This is a genomic window from Mycobacterium farcinogenes, from assembly GCF_019739075.1.
GTDB classification, from domain to species: Bacteria; Actinomycetota; Actinomycetes; order Mycobacteriales; family Mycobacteriaceae; genus Mycobacterium; species Mycobacterium senegalense.
This window is the reverse complement of record NZ_CP081673.1, coordinates 4,518,841-4,534,496: the sequence shown is the minus strand read 5'-3', so window position 1 is coordinate 4,534,496 and position 15,656 is coordinate 4,518,841. Positions and strand designations below refer to the sequence as shown.

Genomic DNA, 15,656 nt, shown 5'->3' with positions numbered 1-15,656 from the left:
TCACCCCAAGGTTCGGAACGCTGCCAGCTTGCTGATGTTCATTACTGTAAACCATACCGTAATGAGATCGCCGCCTTTCACAGCGGGATCGGGGCTCCATTGCTCATCGATGCGATGAAGCCGGCATCGACCTGGATGTCCTGACCGTTGATCCAGCGGGCCTCGGGCGAGGCCAGGAAAGCGATCAGGGGAACCACGTCGTCGACGGTGGCATGCCGACCGACGGTGGCTCGCACCATGTCCAGGATGTCCTTGCCCATGGTTTGTTCGAAGTCGGTGAGGATCGGAGTCTCGACCGGGCCCGGGCTGACGGTGTTGACCCGGACCCCGTACTTGCTCCACGCCGGCCCGGCGATCCGCTTGACGAACAGGATCGCGGCCTGCTTGGAGGTGGTGTACACCGGGAAATCCGGATCCTGTCCGGTCTGCCACTGCGCCACAGCGGCTGCGTCGGTGAGTTCGAGGAGCCCATCGAGGATGTCGATGCGCTGCTGCCAGCCGAGTGCCGCCGTCGAGGCGACTGTGACGATCGAGCCGCCGTGCCGCAGCAGTGGCAGCATGCCTTCGGTCATCAACCGCATGCCCAAATAGTTGACGTTGAGGACATCGGCGGCCGGCGCCGTGCCGGGGACCCCGGCTACGTGGGCGAGCATGTCCCAGCCGTCGCCGATCTCACCCAACAGTCGCGCGATATCGGCAGCGTCGCGCAGGTCGCAAGTGGCGTGCTGCGATGCGGGGGTGTCATTCGGCCGCACGTCAACCGCGAGCACGTGGTCACCCCGCTCGAAGAAGTGCGCCGCGGTAGCGGCTCCGATCCCGGATCCCGCTCCGACGACGACGATCCTGCGTGCGCTCTCCGACATGCGCCAACCCTTCACTGAATGTACGACAGTAAGGATGACTGTAAACAATTCCATCTGGACGGACAATCGGCTGCGACCTGCGCGGTGGGTGATACCGTTAGCCTTACCGGAGGGTTCTTCGGCAATGTCGTGGCGCGTGCCTGGCGAGGAGACGGATTCGAATGAGCGCGATCGAAGAGCGGGCCGCGGCGCAGCCGCAGTGCGACGGCCTGGGTGAGTTGCTGGCCGCTCAGCGCCGGTCCTTCATCGCCGATGGTCCGCCCGATGTCGCGCTGCGCCGCAACCGCATTGACCGGTTGCTCGCGATGATCCTCGACAACTCAGAGGAATTCGTCGCCGCCACCGCTGCGGACTACGGATCACGATCGCGCTCGGCGGCCTTCTTCGCCGAGATTCTGGGCATGTTGTCGGTCATCGAGCACACCAGGGCGCACATCCCGCAATGGATGCGCGCGACGAGACTGATGCGGGCCGCCCGGTTCGCGGGGCTGCGCGCCGAGGTACTGCCCAGCCCGCTCGGCGTGGTCGGAATCATCGGTCCGTGGAACTTCCCCGTCCAGTTGACAGTGCTGCCCGCGGCAGCGGCCTTCGCGGCCGGCAACCGGGTGATGATCAAGATGTCGGAGGTGACCCCGCGCACCGCCGAGTTGATGGCCGCCACCGCGCCGAAGTACTTCGACGCAACAGAGTTTGGGGTGGTGACCGGTGGGCCGGAGACGGCCGCCGCGTTTGCGGGCCTCCCGTTCGACCACCTGTTCTTCACCGGCTCTCCTTCGATCGGCGCGCTGGTGGCGCGGGCGGCCTCGGCCAACCTGGTGCCGGTCACGCTGGAGTTGGGTGGCAAGAATCCGGTGGTGGTGGCGCCCGGCGCCGACATCGAACGTGCAGCGAGCCGAATTGCCCAGGGGCGCATGGTCAACGGCGGCCAGGTCTGCGTGTGCCCCGACTACGTCTTCGTGCCGGAGGCTGAGGTGGACCGGTTCGTCGCGGTGGCGCGCCAGACTCTCAGCTCCATGTTTCCCAGCATCGTCGAAAACCCCGACTACTGCTCTTCGGTGAATCAGGCCAACTTCGATCGCGTAGTCGGTCTCATCGCCGACGCGCGGGCACAGGGTGCGCGCATCGATTCTGTTGTGCCGGTGGGGGAGGTGCTGCCGAATCCGGCAACTCGCAAGATCGCCCCGACCATCGTTCGCGACGTCGACGACCGGATGCAGATTGCGACGGAAGAAGTCTTCGGCCCGGTATTGGCGGTCCGCGGCTACTCACGCCTCACCGAGGCCATCGACCACATCAACGCCAACCCCTCTCCGTTGGTGGCGTACTGGTTCGGCCCCGACAACGGCGATTTCCGGCACTTCGTCAGCCATACGCGCAGCGGTGGGGTGGCCCGAAATGACTTTGCCGCGCACATGATCCCGTCGAGTGCACCGTTCGGCGGAGTGGGCCGCAGCGGGACCGGCGCCTACCACGGCAAGGCGGGCTTCGATGCGTTCAGCCACTACCGCACGGTGGTGGGCAGCGACCTGCCGTTCACCATCACCGGTCAGGCGGCCCGCCCATTCACCAGGTCGATGCGGGTCGGCGCAGACCTCAGTTTGCGACGAGCCCGCAAGCGGACCGCCGCACGGCTCAAGAAGTTTCGCTGACTGCCTGCTCACGAGCCCAGCGGTAATCGGCCTTGCCGGCTGGGCTGCGCTCGATGGCCGGGCGGAACACCACGGCCTTGGGCAGCTTGTACCGAGCGATCGAGGACTCAGCGTGCCGAATGAGCTCGTCCGCCGTCGCGGCGGCGTCCTCGGCGAGCGCTACGACAGCCACCACTTCCTGTCCCCAGCGTTCACTGGGGCGGCCGGTGACCACCACATCCCGCACAGCCGGATGTGACGCGACCGCGGATTCGACCTCTTCGGCGAAGATCTTCTCGCCACCGGAATTGATGGTCACCGAATCGCGGCCGAGCAGTTCGATCGCACCGCTGTGCAGATGGCGGGCACGGTCGCCCGGGGTCGCATACCGCACCCCGTCGATCACCGGGAAGGTCGCCGCCGTCTTGGCGGCGTCGCCCTTGTAGCCCAGCGGAACGAATCCGCGTTGGGCCAACCAGCCCATCCCGTCGTGACCGGGCGGCAGGACCGCGGTGAAATCCTCGGTCACCACGCAGGTGTCGGGCCCGGCGTTGAACGTTCCCGTCGACACCGCGCCCGGGGCCGACATGTGACTCATCTGGGCGCCGGTCTCGGATGATCCCACCCCGTCGATCACGATCAGGTTGGTCTTGGCGTCGATGAGTTGTTGTTTGACGTGGGGAGTCAACTGCGCACCGCCGTTGGCCACCACCGAGAGAGACGACACGTCCACAGTGCCGTTCTCGAGGCCGGCCCTGAGCGCGTCGAGCAAGGGCCGGGCCATCGCGTCGCCCACCACGGTGGCCACCAGCACCTGTTCACGCTCGATGGTGCGCACCACGTCGTCGGCATCGAAACGGTCGACCACACTGGGGAACACAACGGTCTGGCCCGTGGTTATCGCCGTCATCGCACCCCATTGGGCCGCACCGTGAATCAGCGGCGGCAAGATCAGCAATTTGGTGCCCGGATTGCCCACCGCACGCTCGACGATCTCTTCGACGGACTGCGCCCTCTCTCCGGTCACCATATTGCGTCCGCCGAACGCGGTCATGAAGATGTCATGTTGGCGCCACAAGACGCCCTTGGGCATGCCGGTCGTGCCGCCGGTGTACAGGACGTAGAGGTCGTCCGGGCTGGGCTGCACCGGAGGTGCCACCGGTGTCGGGGAGTCGACGATCGTGTCGTAATCCACCGCGCCGTCGAGTAGTTCGTTGCCCGAGGCGTCAGCAATCTGGATCAGTACCCGCAGCGCCGGAAGGTCGGGCAGGATCTCGGCCACCCGGGGCGCGAAGGCAGCGTGGTACACCAGTGCGGACGCTCCGGAATCGGCGAGCAGATACTGCAACTCGTTCTTGACGTAGCGATAGTTGACGTTGAACGGGGCGACCCGGGCGCGGAATGAGCCGAGCAGGGACTCGACGAACTCGGGGCCGTTGTAGGCGTAGATCCCGAGTAGGTCTTGCCCCACCTCGTGCCCGGCGAGCTCGTCGCGTTCGGTCTGTGCGCCCAGCCCGCGCGAATGTAGGTATGCCGCGAGCCGATTCGACCGCTCCACCACCTGGCGGTAGGTCAACCGTCGATCGCCTTGGACGATCAGCGGGCGGTCGCCGATGGCAGCTGCGACGGCTTCTGCGACAGTCGGAACGGTGAACTGCACGGTTTCTCCTATCGGGCGGGTCAGCGCTGCCACGCGTGCAGCAGGTGGTCGGTGGTCGTGACGGTGGCGAGTAGGGACAATGTGTTGTCGATGACGGCATCGGCGTAGGCAGTCGGGATTCCGGCCACCGCATCTCGCGGCAGAACCACCCGGTACCCGGCGTTGACCGCGTCCATCACCAGGTTGGTGATCGCGATGTTCACCGAGACTCCCACGGCCACGATGGTGCGCACCCCGAGGTTGCGCAGGATCGCGTCCAGATCGGTGCCGCCCATCGGCCCCAGGCCGTGCCAACGGGTCAGCACGAGATCATCTGGCTCCGGGCCGAACTCGGGTAACAAGGTGGCGCCGGGACTTCCGGGCAGGATCCCGACGTCATTGCGGCCGATCGCGAAGATCTTGGCATTGTGATTGGAACCCAACCCGTCCGGGCGTCGCTGCACCAGGCAGTGCACCACCCGCGCGGAGGCGGCTCGCGCCGCGGGCAGTAGCCGGGCGATGTTGGGTAGCGCCTCTCGGCGGGCCTCGTCGGCCAATGCGGCGAGGCCCGCGTCGGGACCGACCACCGCGCCCTGGCATTCTTGGGTGACGATCGCGGTGTGCTCGGGTAGGACCAGTTCGTGCAGGTCGATCTTCATGCGTGCGCAACACTGTCGACTGGCGGCACCTCGTAGAACTGAGTGGCCCACTTACGCATGGCCATATACGGTTTCGCGTCGATCTTGGCCAGCGGCGGGTGCTCGACGTACTTCTGGTAGCGCCAGATGTCGCAGTCCTCCCATACGGTCTTGAGGAACTGCTTCTCGACCTGTTTGCGAACCTGCTCGGGTGGGATGTCGGAGGTCTCACCGGCTAGCTTGGGCCACCAGATCGAATAGAACATGTCGGACACCTCGTCGTCGACCGGGGTGCAGGCGAAGATCAATCGGTGGTTCGACGAACCTTCGAAGGCGCTCATGGCGAATCCGAGGCCGGAGAAATGGCTGTGAATCCGCAACGCCATCTTGTCCGGGTCCTCGCTGCGGGCGTCCGGCCAGCCCGTGAGGAACCGCCATTCCTCGTCGACGTGCTCCCAGTGCAGGCACACCGGTGTCACGGTGGCCCCGTGCACATACCGGAAATGGGAACTGTCCGGGCCGTTTTCGGCCACGATCTGCGGATGTACGGGAATCGCATCAGCGCGGCTGGAGAACTCCGGGTAGGGCCGGTAGTACGCGTTCGGATCGGTTTCGAACTGCGGGAATTTGTGGAAGATGTCAGGTAACTCCCACTGCGGTGGCTTGCCGTCCGGCTGGTACCACATGAAGATGCAGCCGTACTGTTCCTCGACCGGATAAGACCGCAGGCGTAGCCCGCGATTGGGCCTGTCCGGCTGGTAGGGGATGTAGGTGTTGTTTCCTTCGGGGCCCCACCGCCAGCCGTGAAACGGGCATTCCACGCAGTCGCCGACCACCTTGCCGCCGTGACCGATGTGCGCACCCAGATGCTTGCAGTGGGCCTCCAGTACATGCAGCGCGCCGGACTCGTCGCGGTAGGCGGCGAGATCCTCGCCGAAGTACTTCAGCGCCTTCACATCGCCGACCTCGAATTCGGCCGACCAACCGATCATGAACCAGCCGGTGACCTTCCAGGTGAACGGCACTTTCATGGCGAGCTGCCTCCCTGCATCAGTGCTCTCGCAATAGGTACGGAATACATTACAGTAGAGCTTTCTGCATAGAAAGCGAACAACGGTTTCGGATGCCGGGCGGCGGCGTTGATTCTACTGAATGGCTTACGGTAGCGTTTACAAAAAAGCGGCCCGGCCGATCGCGGCGGGTGAACTGTCAGGGGTTACGTCACGGACCGTGACTCGCTCACGGAGGCGGAGAAGGATTAGCGATGACTGCGGCCACGGTGGTGTTCGACCCGTTTTCCCAGGACTTCTTCAACAGTCCCTACGAGATGTACAGGCAGATGCGCGCGCATGCCCCCGTGTACTACAGCGAGCAGTACGACTTCTATGCGCTGACCCGCCATGAGGACGTCGCCGCGGCATTCAAGGACTATGAGACCTACTCCTCGGCCTACGGCGTCGACCTCGCGCAGGTGCGCAAAGCCGATGTCACCGAACATGGTTCGATCATCGCGATGGACCCGCCGGCGCACCGCCGGATGCGCAGTCTGCTCAACAAGGTCTTCACGCCGCGTGCGATCCAATCCAAGCGTGAACTGGTGACCGAGCTGATCGACAAGCATCTGTCGGCGGTGGACCCGGCCGGGTTCGACTTCGTTCAGGACTTCTCTGCCCTCTTTCCCGTCGACGTGATGACCACGCTGCAGGGCGTTCCTGAAGGGGACCGTCAGCAGATCCGGTTGTGGATCGACGATCTGCTGCATCGGGAAGCCGGCGAGATCGAGATGGGTGAGGCCGGGATCAAGTCCGCAGTCGACATGGCGATCTATTACTTCCGGCTGACCAAGAAGCGCCGCCAGGAACTCGGGGACGACTTGATCAGTCAGCTGATCGAATCCGAGATCGAGCGCGACAACGGTGAGATGGAACCGCTCACCAACATCGAGATCACCGAATTCGCCACGCTTCTCGGTGGTGCCGGCGCGGAGACTGTCACCAAGCTGCTCGGCAACGCGGCAGTGGTCTTCGCCCAGAATCCCGGCGAATGGCAGAAGCTGCTCGACGACCGCAGCAAGGTGCCGCTGGCCGTGGAGGAACTGCTGCGCTACGAGGCGCCGGCGCAGTACAACGTGCGGCGCTCGATGCGCGAGATCGAACTACACGGAGTGACGATTCCGGCAGGCAAACCGGTGTTTCTGGTGGGTGGGTCGGCCAACCGGGACCCGGAGGCGTGGACCGAACCGGACCGGTTCGACATCGATCGCGATCGGTCGCAAGCGCAGAATCTGGGGCTGGGCTACGGAATTCACAGCTGCCTCGGGGCGGCGCTGGCCCGGCTGGAAAGCGTGATAGCCCTGGACAAGATGCTGGACTTCATGCCGCGCTACGAGGTGGACTGGGACGGCTGCAAGCGGGTGAACATGCAGAACGTGGCGGGCTGGAGCAATGTGCCAGTTCGTGTGCTGGACTGAGCACGGGTGACCCGGGCCGGAGATATAGTGCACCGCAGTCGACCAGGAGGTGACCCGTTGTCCGACGACATCGAAGCGATCAAGCAGCTCAAAGCCCGGTATTGCCGATTCCTCGACACCAAGGACATCGATGCCTGGCGCGGATTGTTCGTCGACGATGTCGTGGTGAAACTCGACATGGCCGTGTCGACCGGCGGTGCCGATCCGCAGACCGCGCCGCCGCTGAACGGATTCGACGAGTTCTTCCCGGTGGTGTGGGGCGGTGTCGAACACGCAGCGACGGTGCATCACTGCCACACTCCCGAGATCACCCTCACCTCCGACACGACGGCTACCGGCATCTGGGCGATGGAAGACATGCTGTTCTTCACCGATGGCAACGAGCTCCACGGTGCCGGCCACTACCACGAGACTTACGAAAAGCGTGACGGCGCATGGCAGATCACCAGCCTGCACCTCACCCGGACCTTGCTGAAATTCAAGGCGGCCTAGCGCTGAGAACGCGAATCCGGGTGTCTCTGCTTAGCGGCGAGGCCCATCGTGTCGCTGAATGCCTTGATGTAGTCGACTGCGGCTTGGGGGCCGCTGCCGTCGACGTGGATGACGGCCCAGGTGGCGCCATGACCCTCGAGTTCGGCCAGCACCTCGCGCGCATGACCGATCGACGCAGCGTCATCGAGATCGACCGGCGGACACACCACCTGGACATCGACAGCTGACGGGTCCCGGCCGGCCTCGGTGAGCCGGTTGTGCAGGCGCTGCACGGCCGCCCCGAATTGCTCGGTGTTCTCGATGGCCACAGTGCGCATGGTCGAGGCCATGCCTGACGCGGCGATGATCGGCATCCAGCCGTCACCGTGCTCGACCACGCGCCGAATGGCGGCGTTGCCATTTCCGCCGATCCAGATCGGCGGATGTGGCCGCTGGCAGGGCCGTTGCAGCCACACCGGTCCCACCGCGGCGAAATCATCACCGGTAACCGGTTTTTCGGGGTCGTTCCAGATGGCCCCCAGCGACGTCAGCGCCTCGTCGAGCAGTTGGGCGCGACGGTCCATGTCGACGCCGACCGCCGAGAACTCGGATCGCAAGTACCCCGCACCGACGCCCGCGATGAGCCGGCCGCCTGACACCAGATCGAGGCTGCCGAGTGCCTTCGCGGACAGGTAGGGGTTGCGGAACGGGAGCACGTACAGATTGGTCATCAGGCGAAGGTGCGAGGTGACTGCTGCCATGAAGCTCAGTGCGGCGATCGGATCCAGCGTGTTGTGACCGCCGTTGTTCCGCCACTTGACCGACGGGGCCGGATGCTCGCTCAATGCGATCGCCGAAAAGCCCGCCGCTTCGGCTTGCACCGCGACGGTGCGGATCACTTCGGGTTGCAGGAAATCGTCAGGTGCGGTGGGCAGTTCGCTGGGATATTCCAGGGTGTACTTCATCGGTCTCCGCGTTTCGGCACGCTACTGAAAGCATTACCGTAACATCCATCGTAGATGGTCTGATGGGATGGAGTAATCGATGGATCGTCGGCGAAAAGCACTCGTCATGGGCGCGAGCGGAAACGTCGGGGCCTGTGTCACCCGCCAACTCGTCGAACGAGGCGACGACGTGCGGGTTCTGGTTCGGCGGACCAGTTCGACCAAGGGCATCGACGGTGTCGATGTCGAGCGCTGCTATGGCGACATCTTCGACACCGAAGCGGTGACAGCAGCAATGGCGGACCGCGACGTGGTGTTCTACTGCGTCGTCGACACCCGCGCACACCTGGCCGACCCGGCATCACTGTTCTCCACAAATGTCGAGGGCCTGCGCAATGTCCTCGATGTCGCGGTGAATGCCGACCTGCAGCGCTTCGTCTTCCTCAGCACCATCGGGACCATCGCGGTCGGCGACGACGGGTCGACTGTCGATGAAGAGACGACGTTCAACTGGGCAGGCAAAGGCGGCCCATACATCGAATCGCGGCGGCAGGCAGAAGATCTGGTGCTGTCCTATGCCCGCGAGCGGGGCCTTCCCGCCATCGCGATGTGTGTGTCGAACCCCTACGGTCCGCCGGACTGGCAACCGCGGCAGGGCGCGCTCGTCGCCATGGCGGCGTTCGGCAAGTTGCCTGTCTACGTGCGGGGCGTCGGCTCGGAAGTGGTCGGCATAGATGACGCCGCCGACGCGCTCATCCGGGCCGCCGAGCACGGCCGGATCGGCGAACGCTACATCGTGTCCGAGCGCTACATGTCGCAGAAGGAGATGTTCACCACGGCCGCGGAAGCAGTCGGCGCGCGACCACCGCGATTCGGCATCCCCATGGCCCCGTTGTATCTCTTCGGATGGTTGGCCGGCATGTCGAACCGGTTGTTCGGCACCGACTTTCCGATGAACCTCACCGCCGCGCGGCTGATGTGGCTGACCTCGCCCGCCGACCACAGCAAGGCGACGCGGGACCTGGGCTGGAAACCCGGACCGACCACCGATTCGATCGCCCGGGCGGCTCAGTTCTACGTCGATCGCAAGAACCGCAATGAGAAGGTCATCGATCTGTGAGCACCGTGGATTTCGACGCGATCGTCGTCGGCGCCGGATTCTCCGGCTTGTACGCACTGCACCGGCTACGGGAACAAGGACTGCGGGTGTGCGTCCTGGAGAAGGCCGAGCACGTCGGCGGCACCTGGCTGGTCAACCGTTACCCGGGCGCACGGTGTGACATCGAGAGCATCGAATACTCCTACAGCTTCAGCGACGAGATCCAGCAGGAGTGGGTATGGACCGAGACGATGCCGGCCCAGCCAGAGATCGAGGCGTACTTGAACTTCGTCGCCGATCGATTGGACCTGCGCCGCGACATCGTGTTCGGCACCGAGGTGGTGTCGATGTTCTTCGACGAGCGCACATCACTTTGGGCGGTTCGTACGGCTGACGGGCAGACGCGATACACCCCTTTCGTCGTGGCGGCCACCGGAATCCTTTCGATTCCACTGGAACCCGACATCCCCGGGATGAATCGGTTCACCGGCACCTCGCTGTTCACCAGCCGGTGGCCGCGGGAGGGCATAGACCTCACCGGCAAGCGGGTCGGCGTGATCGGTACCGGATCCACCGGTGTGCAGCTGATCCCGGTGGTTGCCGCACAGGCTGCGCAGTTGACGGTGTTTCAGCGCTCGCCGGCCTTCACCCTGCCGTGGCAGGTGCGACCGTTCGAGCCCGGCGAGCTCGACGCGCTCAAAGCTGACTACGCGTCGATCCGCGCGGCGCAACGCGAACATCCGGTCGGTGCGGCGCGGCTCAGCGCCTTCTCCGTTCTGCTGGAGATGTTGGTGCGGCCTCCGGTGAAAACGGCTTCGCCAGAGGAGAAACGGCGAGCCGTCGAGGAACACGGAGTCATGGGCGCGCTCAATTGGGGCGACATCTTCTTCGACATCGAAGCCAACCGGATGGCGACCGAGCTGTACGGCCAAGCAGTGGCCCGCATCGTCACCGACCCCGACACAGCGGCGTCGCTGACGCCCAGCCACCCGTTCGCCTGTAAGCGCCCGATCATCGATCAGGGCTACTACGAGACCTACAACCGGGACAACGTCACCCTCGTCGACCTGCGCAAGGGCGCCATCCGCGAGGTGACCGCGAATGGAATATCCACTGAGCAGGGCGATGTCGACCTCGACGTGATCGTGTATGCCACCGGGTTCGACGCGATGACCGGTGCGTTGAGCCGGATCGATGTGCGGGGCCGCGGTGGCGTGGTGCTGGGGGAGTACTGGGCCAAGGAGGGCGCACTGTCCTACCTCGGCTTGGCTGTCGCGGGGTTTCCCAACCTGTTCACCGTTCAGGGGCCGGGAAGTCCCTCGGCGGCAACGAACTTCGTGGCTGCTCTGGAGCAGCATGTGGAGTGGATCGCGGATTGCATCGCCTACCTGAGAGCCGGCGGGTACTCGAGCATCGAGGCGACGCCGCAGGCGCAGGCCGAATGGGTGGAACACACCACGGCGCTGGTGGCGCCCACCGTCCTGGTGCACCCGAGCTGCAACTCCTGGTACAACGGCGGCAATGTGCCCGGCAAGAAGCGGATGTACCTCGGATACACCGCGGGCATCCCTGAGTACCGTCGCCGGTGTGACGAGATCGCCGCTGACGGCTACACGGGATTCACTGTTGCGTAGGGCTACCCGAATAGCGTGGGAGCTCGGTGGTGTCGTCCCCCGCTCGGTCGGGGCGCTGGCCGGGCAATGGAATCCGTTGTCGGTCGCCGGTCTTCGTCAGCTCGGCGAGGTTGCCCTCGATGAGCTGGTAGTCACGGGAATGACCCTGTCCGGTCCACCACCGCAGCTGCCACGGCCACTGAGCGAGTATCAACGGGCCGCCGACGAACTCGGCACACTCGGTATCGATGGTGCGCATACAGTGCCGGACGCCCTGCGGGTCAAGGGTATCCGGTCGCGCCGATTCGGTGCGTTGACGTTCGAGGAGCTGATCTTCGACCACGACGCCGCGTTGCCGACTTCGGTGCTGGCCGACGGGCACGGTGGCATCGCGACCGCCAGGGTGCGGTTGTATCGCTGTGGTGACGACGCACGTCCCTGGCTGATCTGGATACACGGGGCGGGTCAGGGTGACTCGATGGATCTGCTGGTCGCGCGCGTTCGACGGCTTCGTGAACTCGGAATCAACGTCGCATTGCCGGTGCAGCCCGGGCACGGGCCGCGGCGCGGGTCGTGGCCCGAGTATCCCGCCCGTGATCCGTTGGCCAATATCGCCGGCACGATGCGTGCGGTGTCGGAGGTGCGGGCGCTGATCGGCTGGCTCGAGCCGCAGGCATCCTCTATTGCAGTGGCCGGTCTGTCGCTGGGCAGCGCGGTCGCCGCGTTGGTGTCGCATCTGGACGGCCGAGTCGAGGCGGTGGCGCTATACACGCCAATCCTGGGACTCAACACCATGATCGGGCTGCACTTGGGGCGCTGGGGGTCAGCCGGACGGCAGTCGGCTCGTGCGTTGCAGTCGACCACGGTGGCGGCGATGACTTCGGTGATCGATCCGCTGCGCACCCGACCGCACACAGATCGGCGTCTCATCGTCGGTGCCTGGCATGACAGGATGGCACTGCGCAGTTCGGCGCTGGCCATGCACGAGCAATGGGGCGGCGACCTCTACTGGCACGATGGTAGCCATGTCGGACATCTGTTCTCCGGTGCGGTCCAGGATGCGACGGAGCGATTCTTAACGACCGTAGGTTGACGTGATCCGGGCTCGCACACAATTGATCTCGTGGTCGAGATCGTGTTCTTCGGGCAAGACCACCCACTGGAACGCGATCCCGAAAATCGACCCGGTGATATCGCGTAGGGCCATGTCGACATCGATATCGGACCGCAGCGAACCGTCCGCGATGCCCGTGCGCAGACCGGTTTCGATCTTGACGGCCGCCCCGGCCAGCTGGGTTCGCACGCCGTCGCGCAGGGGTGATGTGGTCTTCGCAGCCTCGAAGGCCGACACGAACATGGCTCTGGTCACCGCGGCATCCTCGGCGTGGATCTCCTGTACCCGGTCGAAGTGCGCGAGCACCTGCTGCAGGCCCGTCGCGCCCGGTGCGGGATCGGGATTCAGCCGCGCCACGTATACAGCCTGGAAGGCGTCGAGGATGGCGTCCTTGCTGCCGTACCGGGCGTGCACCATGGCCCGGCTGTACCCGGCCCGCCGGCCGATCTCAGCCGCAGTCGTTGCCTCCCAACCTTTCTCGACGATCAACTCGGCAGCAGCCTGCAGTAGCCGCCGACTGGAGATTTCGACACGTTGCGGTTGGGTCAACCCGCGCTCGGGCGAAGGCACCATTGCATATTAGACGCAAGACAATTATGTTGCTTGTTCGGTGTTAAATAACCCACTGGGAGTGCGATGGTGACGCAAGTCCATGACTCTGGGCCCGCCCGGATTCCATCCGAAATCGACGCTGTCACCGTCGAATGGCTGAGCGAGGCACTGCGTGCTGACCCGGCGTTGCCCGATACGGCAACGGTGACCGAGATGCGTGTCGAGCAGATCGCGATGGACAGCGGCTTCTCGTCATTGCTCTACCGCTTGTACCTCGCCGGTGCAGACGTGCCGGGCACGGTCATCGTCAAACTCCCGGCCCAGTCTGAGGCACGTGGCGCCATGGACCTGCTCGGTGGGTACCGCCGCGAACTCGCTTTCTACCAGCGCGTCGCGGGGCATGCCCCGATCGCCACCCCCCATGTTCACACCGCCCGAATGGCGGAGGGCTCAGTGGATTTCGTCCTGGTGATGGAGGACCTGCAGCAGTGGGTCAACGCCGACCACCTGGCCGGCCTGTCGCTGGAGCGTGCCAGGGTCGCGATTGATCAACTCGCAGGCCTGCACGCGTGGTCGATCACCGCGGCCGATCCGACGCTGATAAACGAGTTCCCGAGCCTGGACACACCCATGGCGCGTGATTTGTTCCTGCCCGTGTTCGCCTTGGGGTGGCAGGTCTACCGTGAGCACACCTCACAAACCGTGCCGATGCCGGTGGCCCGGTTCGCTGAGCGCTTCGTCGAGTTGGCGCCGCAGGCCCTGACAGCGCTCACAGAACGTGCGATGCTGCTGCACGGCGATATTCGGGCCGACAACATGTTCTTCGACGGTGATCGCCTCAAAATCGTCGACTTTCAATTCGCCAGCCACGGGGCAGGCGCCGCCGACATCGGCTACCTGGTGAGCCAGGGTCTGCCGAGTGACGTGCGGCGCGGCCGCGACGAGGCGCTGGTGCGGGAGTATCTGGACAGGCTCGGCAGCCATGGATTTGTCGGCTATTGCTTCGATGAGGCGTGGCGGCACTACAGATTCGCAGTCGCCTATCTGATGGTGCTTCCGGTCATCACCCTGGTCGGGTGGCAAACGATGCCGGAACGTTCCCGCCAACTCTGCCTGATCCTGGTGGACCGCGCCGTCGCGGCCATCGACGAGATCGATGCCCTGGAGGTCTTTGCGTGAAGACACGCTCAGCCCGCGAAGTCGTCGAGCTCTACAACCTGGTGGTATGGAACAAACGGGAGTTCGCCCTTGCCGAAGAACTGATGGGCGACAGCGTGATCCGTCACGACGTGGGCGAGGCACAGACTTTGACCCACCGGCAGGCTGTCCAGCGCATCATCGATCACTGGGCGATGTTCGAGACGATCCGGTTCGATCTCAACCTGGTGGTCGCCGGCGACGACGGAGAACACGTGGCAATCGTCTATGAGTCTCCGATGACGTTTACCGACGGCAACGCGATGACCATCAGCAGCATGGAGATCTTCCGCGTGGTAGACGGCCGCATCGTCGAAGTGTGGAATTGTGGTTACAAACAAGGAGTTTGGGCATGAGTCAACCAGTTCTGGACGAACTCGGCTACTACCTGCTGGCCGGTGCCGGCGGTGAGGGGCCGGCCACGCTGATGGACGAGGCGCGCCGCGGCGAGGAACTCGGCTTCGGCACCGCGTTCATCTCCGAACGCTGGAACGTCAAGGAAGCGTCCTCGCTCGTCGGCGCCGCCTGTGCGGTGACCGAGCGCATGCAGATCGCCACGGCGGCAACCAATCACAACACCCGGCATCCGCTGATCACCGGATCGTGGGCCACCACCATGCACCGGCTGTCCCGGGGCCGCTTCACCCTGGGCATCGGCCGCGGTATTGCGGCGATGTACAACGCGTTCGGGGTGCCCGCGGTGACCACCGCGCAGATGGAGGACTTCGCGCAGGTCATGCGCAAGCTGTGGCACGGCGAGGTGATCTTCAACCACGACGGGCCGATCGGGAAATATCAGGTCCTTTTCCTCGACCCCGATTTCGACGAGGACATTCGGCTGGCCATCGTCGCGTTCGGCCCGCAGACCCTCGCCCTAGGGGGCCGCGAGTTCGATGACGTCATCTTGCACACCTACTTCACGCCGGAGACGCTGCAGCGCGCGGTGAAGACCGTCAAGGACGCCGCCGAACAGGCCGGCCGGGACCCGGACAGTGTCCGCGTGTGGTCCTGCTTCGCCACGGTGGGCGATCACTTACCGGAGGAGTTGCGGCTCAAGAAGACCGTGGCCCGGCTCGCCACCTATCTGCAGGGTTACGGCGACCTGATGGTGAGCACCAACAACTGGGATCCGGCGGTGCTGCAACGCTTCCGGGAAGATCCCGTCGTCACGTCGATCCCGGGTGGGATCGACCACAAGGCCACCGCCGAGCAGATCGAACACATCGCGACCCTCATTCCCGACGAGTGGCTGGAACCGTCGGCCACCGGGTCGGCGCGACAGTGTGTGGATCGCATCCGCAAGGAGTTCGACTACGGTGCCGACGCGGTGATCATGCACGGGGCCACCCCCGACGAACTGGAGCCGATCGTCACCGAGTACCGGGCCACGAAAGCGTCGGCGGGATCGGAAAAATAGAAAGCAGGTGG

The 15,656-nt window shown here is 64.7% G+C and carries 15 protein-coding genes; 9 read left to right on the top strand and 6 right to left on the bottom strand.

Annotation, left to right across the window (positions count from 1 at the left end):
- Positions 1 to 77: 77 nt before the first annotated feature.
- Positions 78 to 863, bottom strand: a complete 786-nt coding sequence (locus tag K6L26_RS21550) for an SDR family oxidoreductase (protein WP_064900057.1) — start codon at positions 861 to 863, stop codon at positions 78 to 80.
- A gap of 161 nt (positions 864 to 1,024) precedes the next feature.
- Here K6L26_RS21550 and K6L26_RS21545 point away from each other — a divergent pair, with 161 nt between their 5' ends.
- Positions 1,025 to 2,512 (top strand): aldehyde dehydrogenase family protein, encoded by a 1,488-nt coding sequence (locus tag K6L26_RS21545; protein WP_064899962.1) that lies wholly within the window; start codon positions 1,025 to 1,027, stop codon positions 2,510 to 2,512.
- On the opposite strand, the gene K6L26_RS21540 is transcribed toward K6L26_RS21545, so the two are convergent.
- From K6L26_RS21540 to K6L26_RS21530, 3 genes are read right to left on the bottom strand one after another with little or no spacing between them, the layout of a single operon-like run.
- Positions 2,496 to 4,163, bottom strand: a complete 1,668-nt coding sequence (locus K6L26_RS21540; RefSeq protein ID WP_064900059.1) for an acyl-CoA synthetase — start codon at positions 4,161 to 4,163, stop codon at positions 2,496 to 2,498. The two genes, K6L26_RS21545 and K6L26_RS21540, sit on opposite strands and share 17 nt — an antisense overlap.
- A gap of 8 nt (positions 4,164 to 4,171) precedes the next feature.
- Positions 4,172 to 4,789 carry a cysteine hydrolase family protein gene (locus tag K6L26_RS21535; RefSeq protein WP_019345329.1) on the bottom strand — a complete coding sequence of 206 codons (618 nt, stop codon included), beginning with the start codon at positions 4,787 to 4,789 and terminating at the stop codon, positions 4,172 to 4,174.
- A complete protein-coding gene (locus K6L26_RS21530) occupies positions 4,786 to 5,799 on the bottom strand; it encodes an aromatic ring-hydroxylating oxygenase subunit alpha (RefSeq protein ID WP_019345330.1) in 1,014 nt (337 codons plus the stop codon). The genes K6L26_RS21535 and K6L26_RS21530 overlap by 4 nt, the downstream gene beginning before the upstream one ends.
- 233 nt (positions 5,800 to 6,032) lie before the next feature.
- Here K6L26_RS21530 and K6L26_RS21525 point away from each other — a divergent pair, with 233 nt between their 5' ends.
- Positions 6,033 to 7,238 (top strand): cytochrome P450, encoded by a 1,206-nt coding sequence (locus K6L26_RS21525; protein WP_064899964.1) that lies wholly within the window; start codon positions 6,033 to 6,035, stop codon positions 7,236 to 7,238.
- A 57-nt stretch (positions 7,239 to 7,295) separates the two neighbouring features.
- Positions 7,296 to 7,730, top strand: a complete 435-nt coding sequence (locus K6L26_RS21520) for a nuclear transport factor 2 family protein (RefSeq protein WP_064899965.1) — start codon at positions 7,296 to 7,298, stop codon at positions 7,728 to 7,730.
- On the opposite strand, the gene K6L26_RS21515 is transcribed toward K6L26_RS21520, so the two are convergent.
- On the bottom strand, positions 7,727 to 8,674 hold the full coding sequence (locus K6L26_RS21515; RefSeq protein ID WP_064899967.1) for an LLM class F420-dependent oxidoreductase: 948 nt from the start codon (positions 8,672 to 8,674) through the stop codon (positions 7,727 to 7,729). The genes K6L26_RS21520 and K6L26_RS21515 overlap by 4 nt on opposite strands.
- 79 nt (positions 8,675 to 8,753) lie before the next feature.
- On the opposite strand from K6L26_RS21515, the gene K6L26_RS21510 reads away from it, so the two are divergent.
- The 3 genes from K6L26_RS21510 to K6L26_RS21500 are packed head-to-tail and all read left to right on the top strand — an operon-like array spanning position 8,754 to position 12,458.
- On the top strand, positions 8,754 to 9,773 hold the full coding sequence (locus K6L26_RS21510; protein ID WP_064899968.1) for an NAD-dependent epimerase/dehydratase family protein: 1,020 nt from the start codon (positions 8,754 to 8,756) through the stop codon (positions 9,771 to 9,773).
- Positions 9,770 to 11,386, top strand: coding sequence for a flavin-containing monooxygenase (locus tag K6L26_RS21505; protein WP_064899969.1), 1,617 nt, complete (start codon positions 9,770 to 9,772; stop codon positions 11,384 to 11,386). Before K6L26_RS21510 ends, K6L26_RS21505 begins: the two co-directional genes overlap by 4 nt.
- Positions 11,340 to 12,458: an alpha/beta hydrolase gene (locus K6L26_RS21500; protein WP_372516585.1), complete on the top strand. Its 1,119-nt coding sequence runs from the start codon at positions 11,340 to 11,342 to the stop codon at positions 12,456 to 12,458. Before K6L26_RS21505 ends, K6L26_RS21500 begins: the two co-directional genes overlap by 47 nt.
- Here the strand turns inward: K6L26_RS21500 and K6L26_RS21495 are convergent.
- A complete protein-coding gene (locus tag K6L26_RS21495) occupies positions 12,441 to 13,052 on the bottom strand; it encodes a TetR/AcrR family transcriptional regulator (RefSeq protein ID WP_019345642.1) in 612 nt (203 codons plus the stop codon). The two genes, K6L26_RS21500 and K6L26_RS21495, sit on opposite strands and share 18 nt — an antisense overlap.
- A gap of 63 nt (positions 13,053 to 13,115) precedes the next feature.
- On the opposite strand from K6L26_RS21495, the gene K6L26_RS21490 reads away from it, so the two are divergent.
- Genes K6L26_RS21490 through K6L26_RS21480 form a run of 3 tightly spaced genes read left to right on the top strand, consistent with a single transcriptional unit; the run spans position 13,116 to position 15,645 of the window.
- A complete protein-coding gene (locus tag K6L26_RS21490; protein ID WP_064899970.1) occupies positions 13,116 to 14,210 on the top strand; it encodes a phosphotransferase in 1,095 nt (364 codons plus the stop codon).
- A complete protein-coding gene (locus tag K6L26_RS21485; protein WP_019345644.1) occupies positions 14,207 to 14,584 on the top strand; it encodes a nuclear transport factor 2 family protein in 378 nt (125 codons plus the stop codon). Before K6L26_RS21490 ends, K6L26_RS21485 begins: the two co-directional genes overlap by 4 nt.
- Positions 14,581 to 15,645, top strand: a complete 1,065-nt coding sequence (locus K6L26_RS21480) for a TIGR03857 family LLM class F420-dependent oxidoreductase (protein ID WP_064899971.1) — start codon at positions 14,581 to 14,583, stop codon at positions 15,643 to 15,645. Before K6L26_RS21485 ends, K6L26_RS21480 begins: the two co-directional genes overlap by 4 nt.
- Positions 15,646 to 15,656: the final 11 nt, after the last annotated feature.

Bases quoted from the DNA above. Each gene is read 5' to 3' on its own strand.
- K6L26_RS21510 (WP_064899968.1), top strand. From the start codon at position 8,754: ATGGATCGTCGGCGAAAAGCACTCGTCATGGGCGCGAGCGGAAACGTC.
- K6L26_RS21480 (WP_064899971.1), top strand. From the start codon at position 14,581: ATGAGTCAACCAGTTCTGGACGAACTCGGCTACTACCTGCTGGCCGGT.
- K6L26_RS21550 (WP_064900057.1), bottom strand. From the start codon at position 863: ATGTCGGAGAGCGCACGCAGGATCGTCGTCGTCGGAGCGGGATCCGGG.
- K6L26_RS21530 (WP_019345330.1), bottom strand. From the start codon at position 5,799: ATGAAAGTGCCGTTCACCTGGAAGGTCACCGGCTGGTTCATGATCGGT.
- K6L26_RS21515 (WP_064899967.1), bottom strand. From the start codon at position 8,674: ATGAAGTACACCCTGGAATATCCCAGCGAACTGCCCACCGCACCTGAC.
- K6L26_RS21490 (WP_064899970.1), top strand. From the start codon at position 13,116: ATGGTGACGCAAGTCCATGACTCTGGGCCCGCCCGGATTCCATCCGAA.
- K6L26_RS21525 (WP_064899964.1), top strand. From the start codon at position 6,033: ATGACTGCGGCCACGGTGGTGTTCGACCCGTTTTCCCAGGACTTCTTC.
- K6L26_RS21495 (WP_019345642.1), bottom strand. From the start codon at position 13,052: ATGGTGCCTTCGCCCGAGCGCGGGTTGACCCAACCGCAACGTGTCGAA.
- K6L26_RS21545 (WP_064899962.1), top strand. From the start codon at position 1,025: ATGAGCGCGATCGAAGAGCGGGCCGCGGCGCAGCCGCAGTGCGACGGC.
- K6L26_RS21535 (WP_019345329.1), bottom strand. From the start codon at position 4,789: ATGAAGATCGACCTGCACGAACTGGTCCTACCCGAGCACACCGCGATC.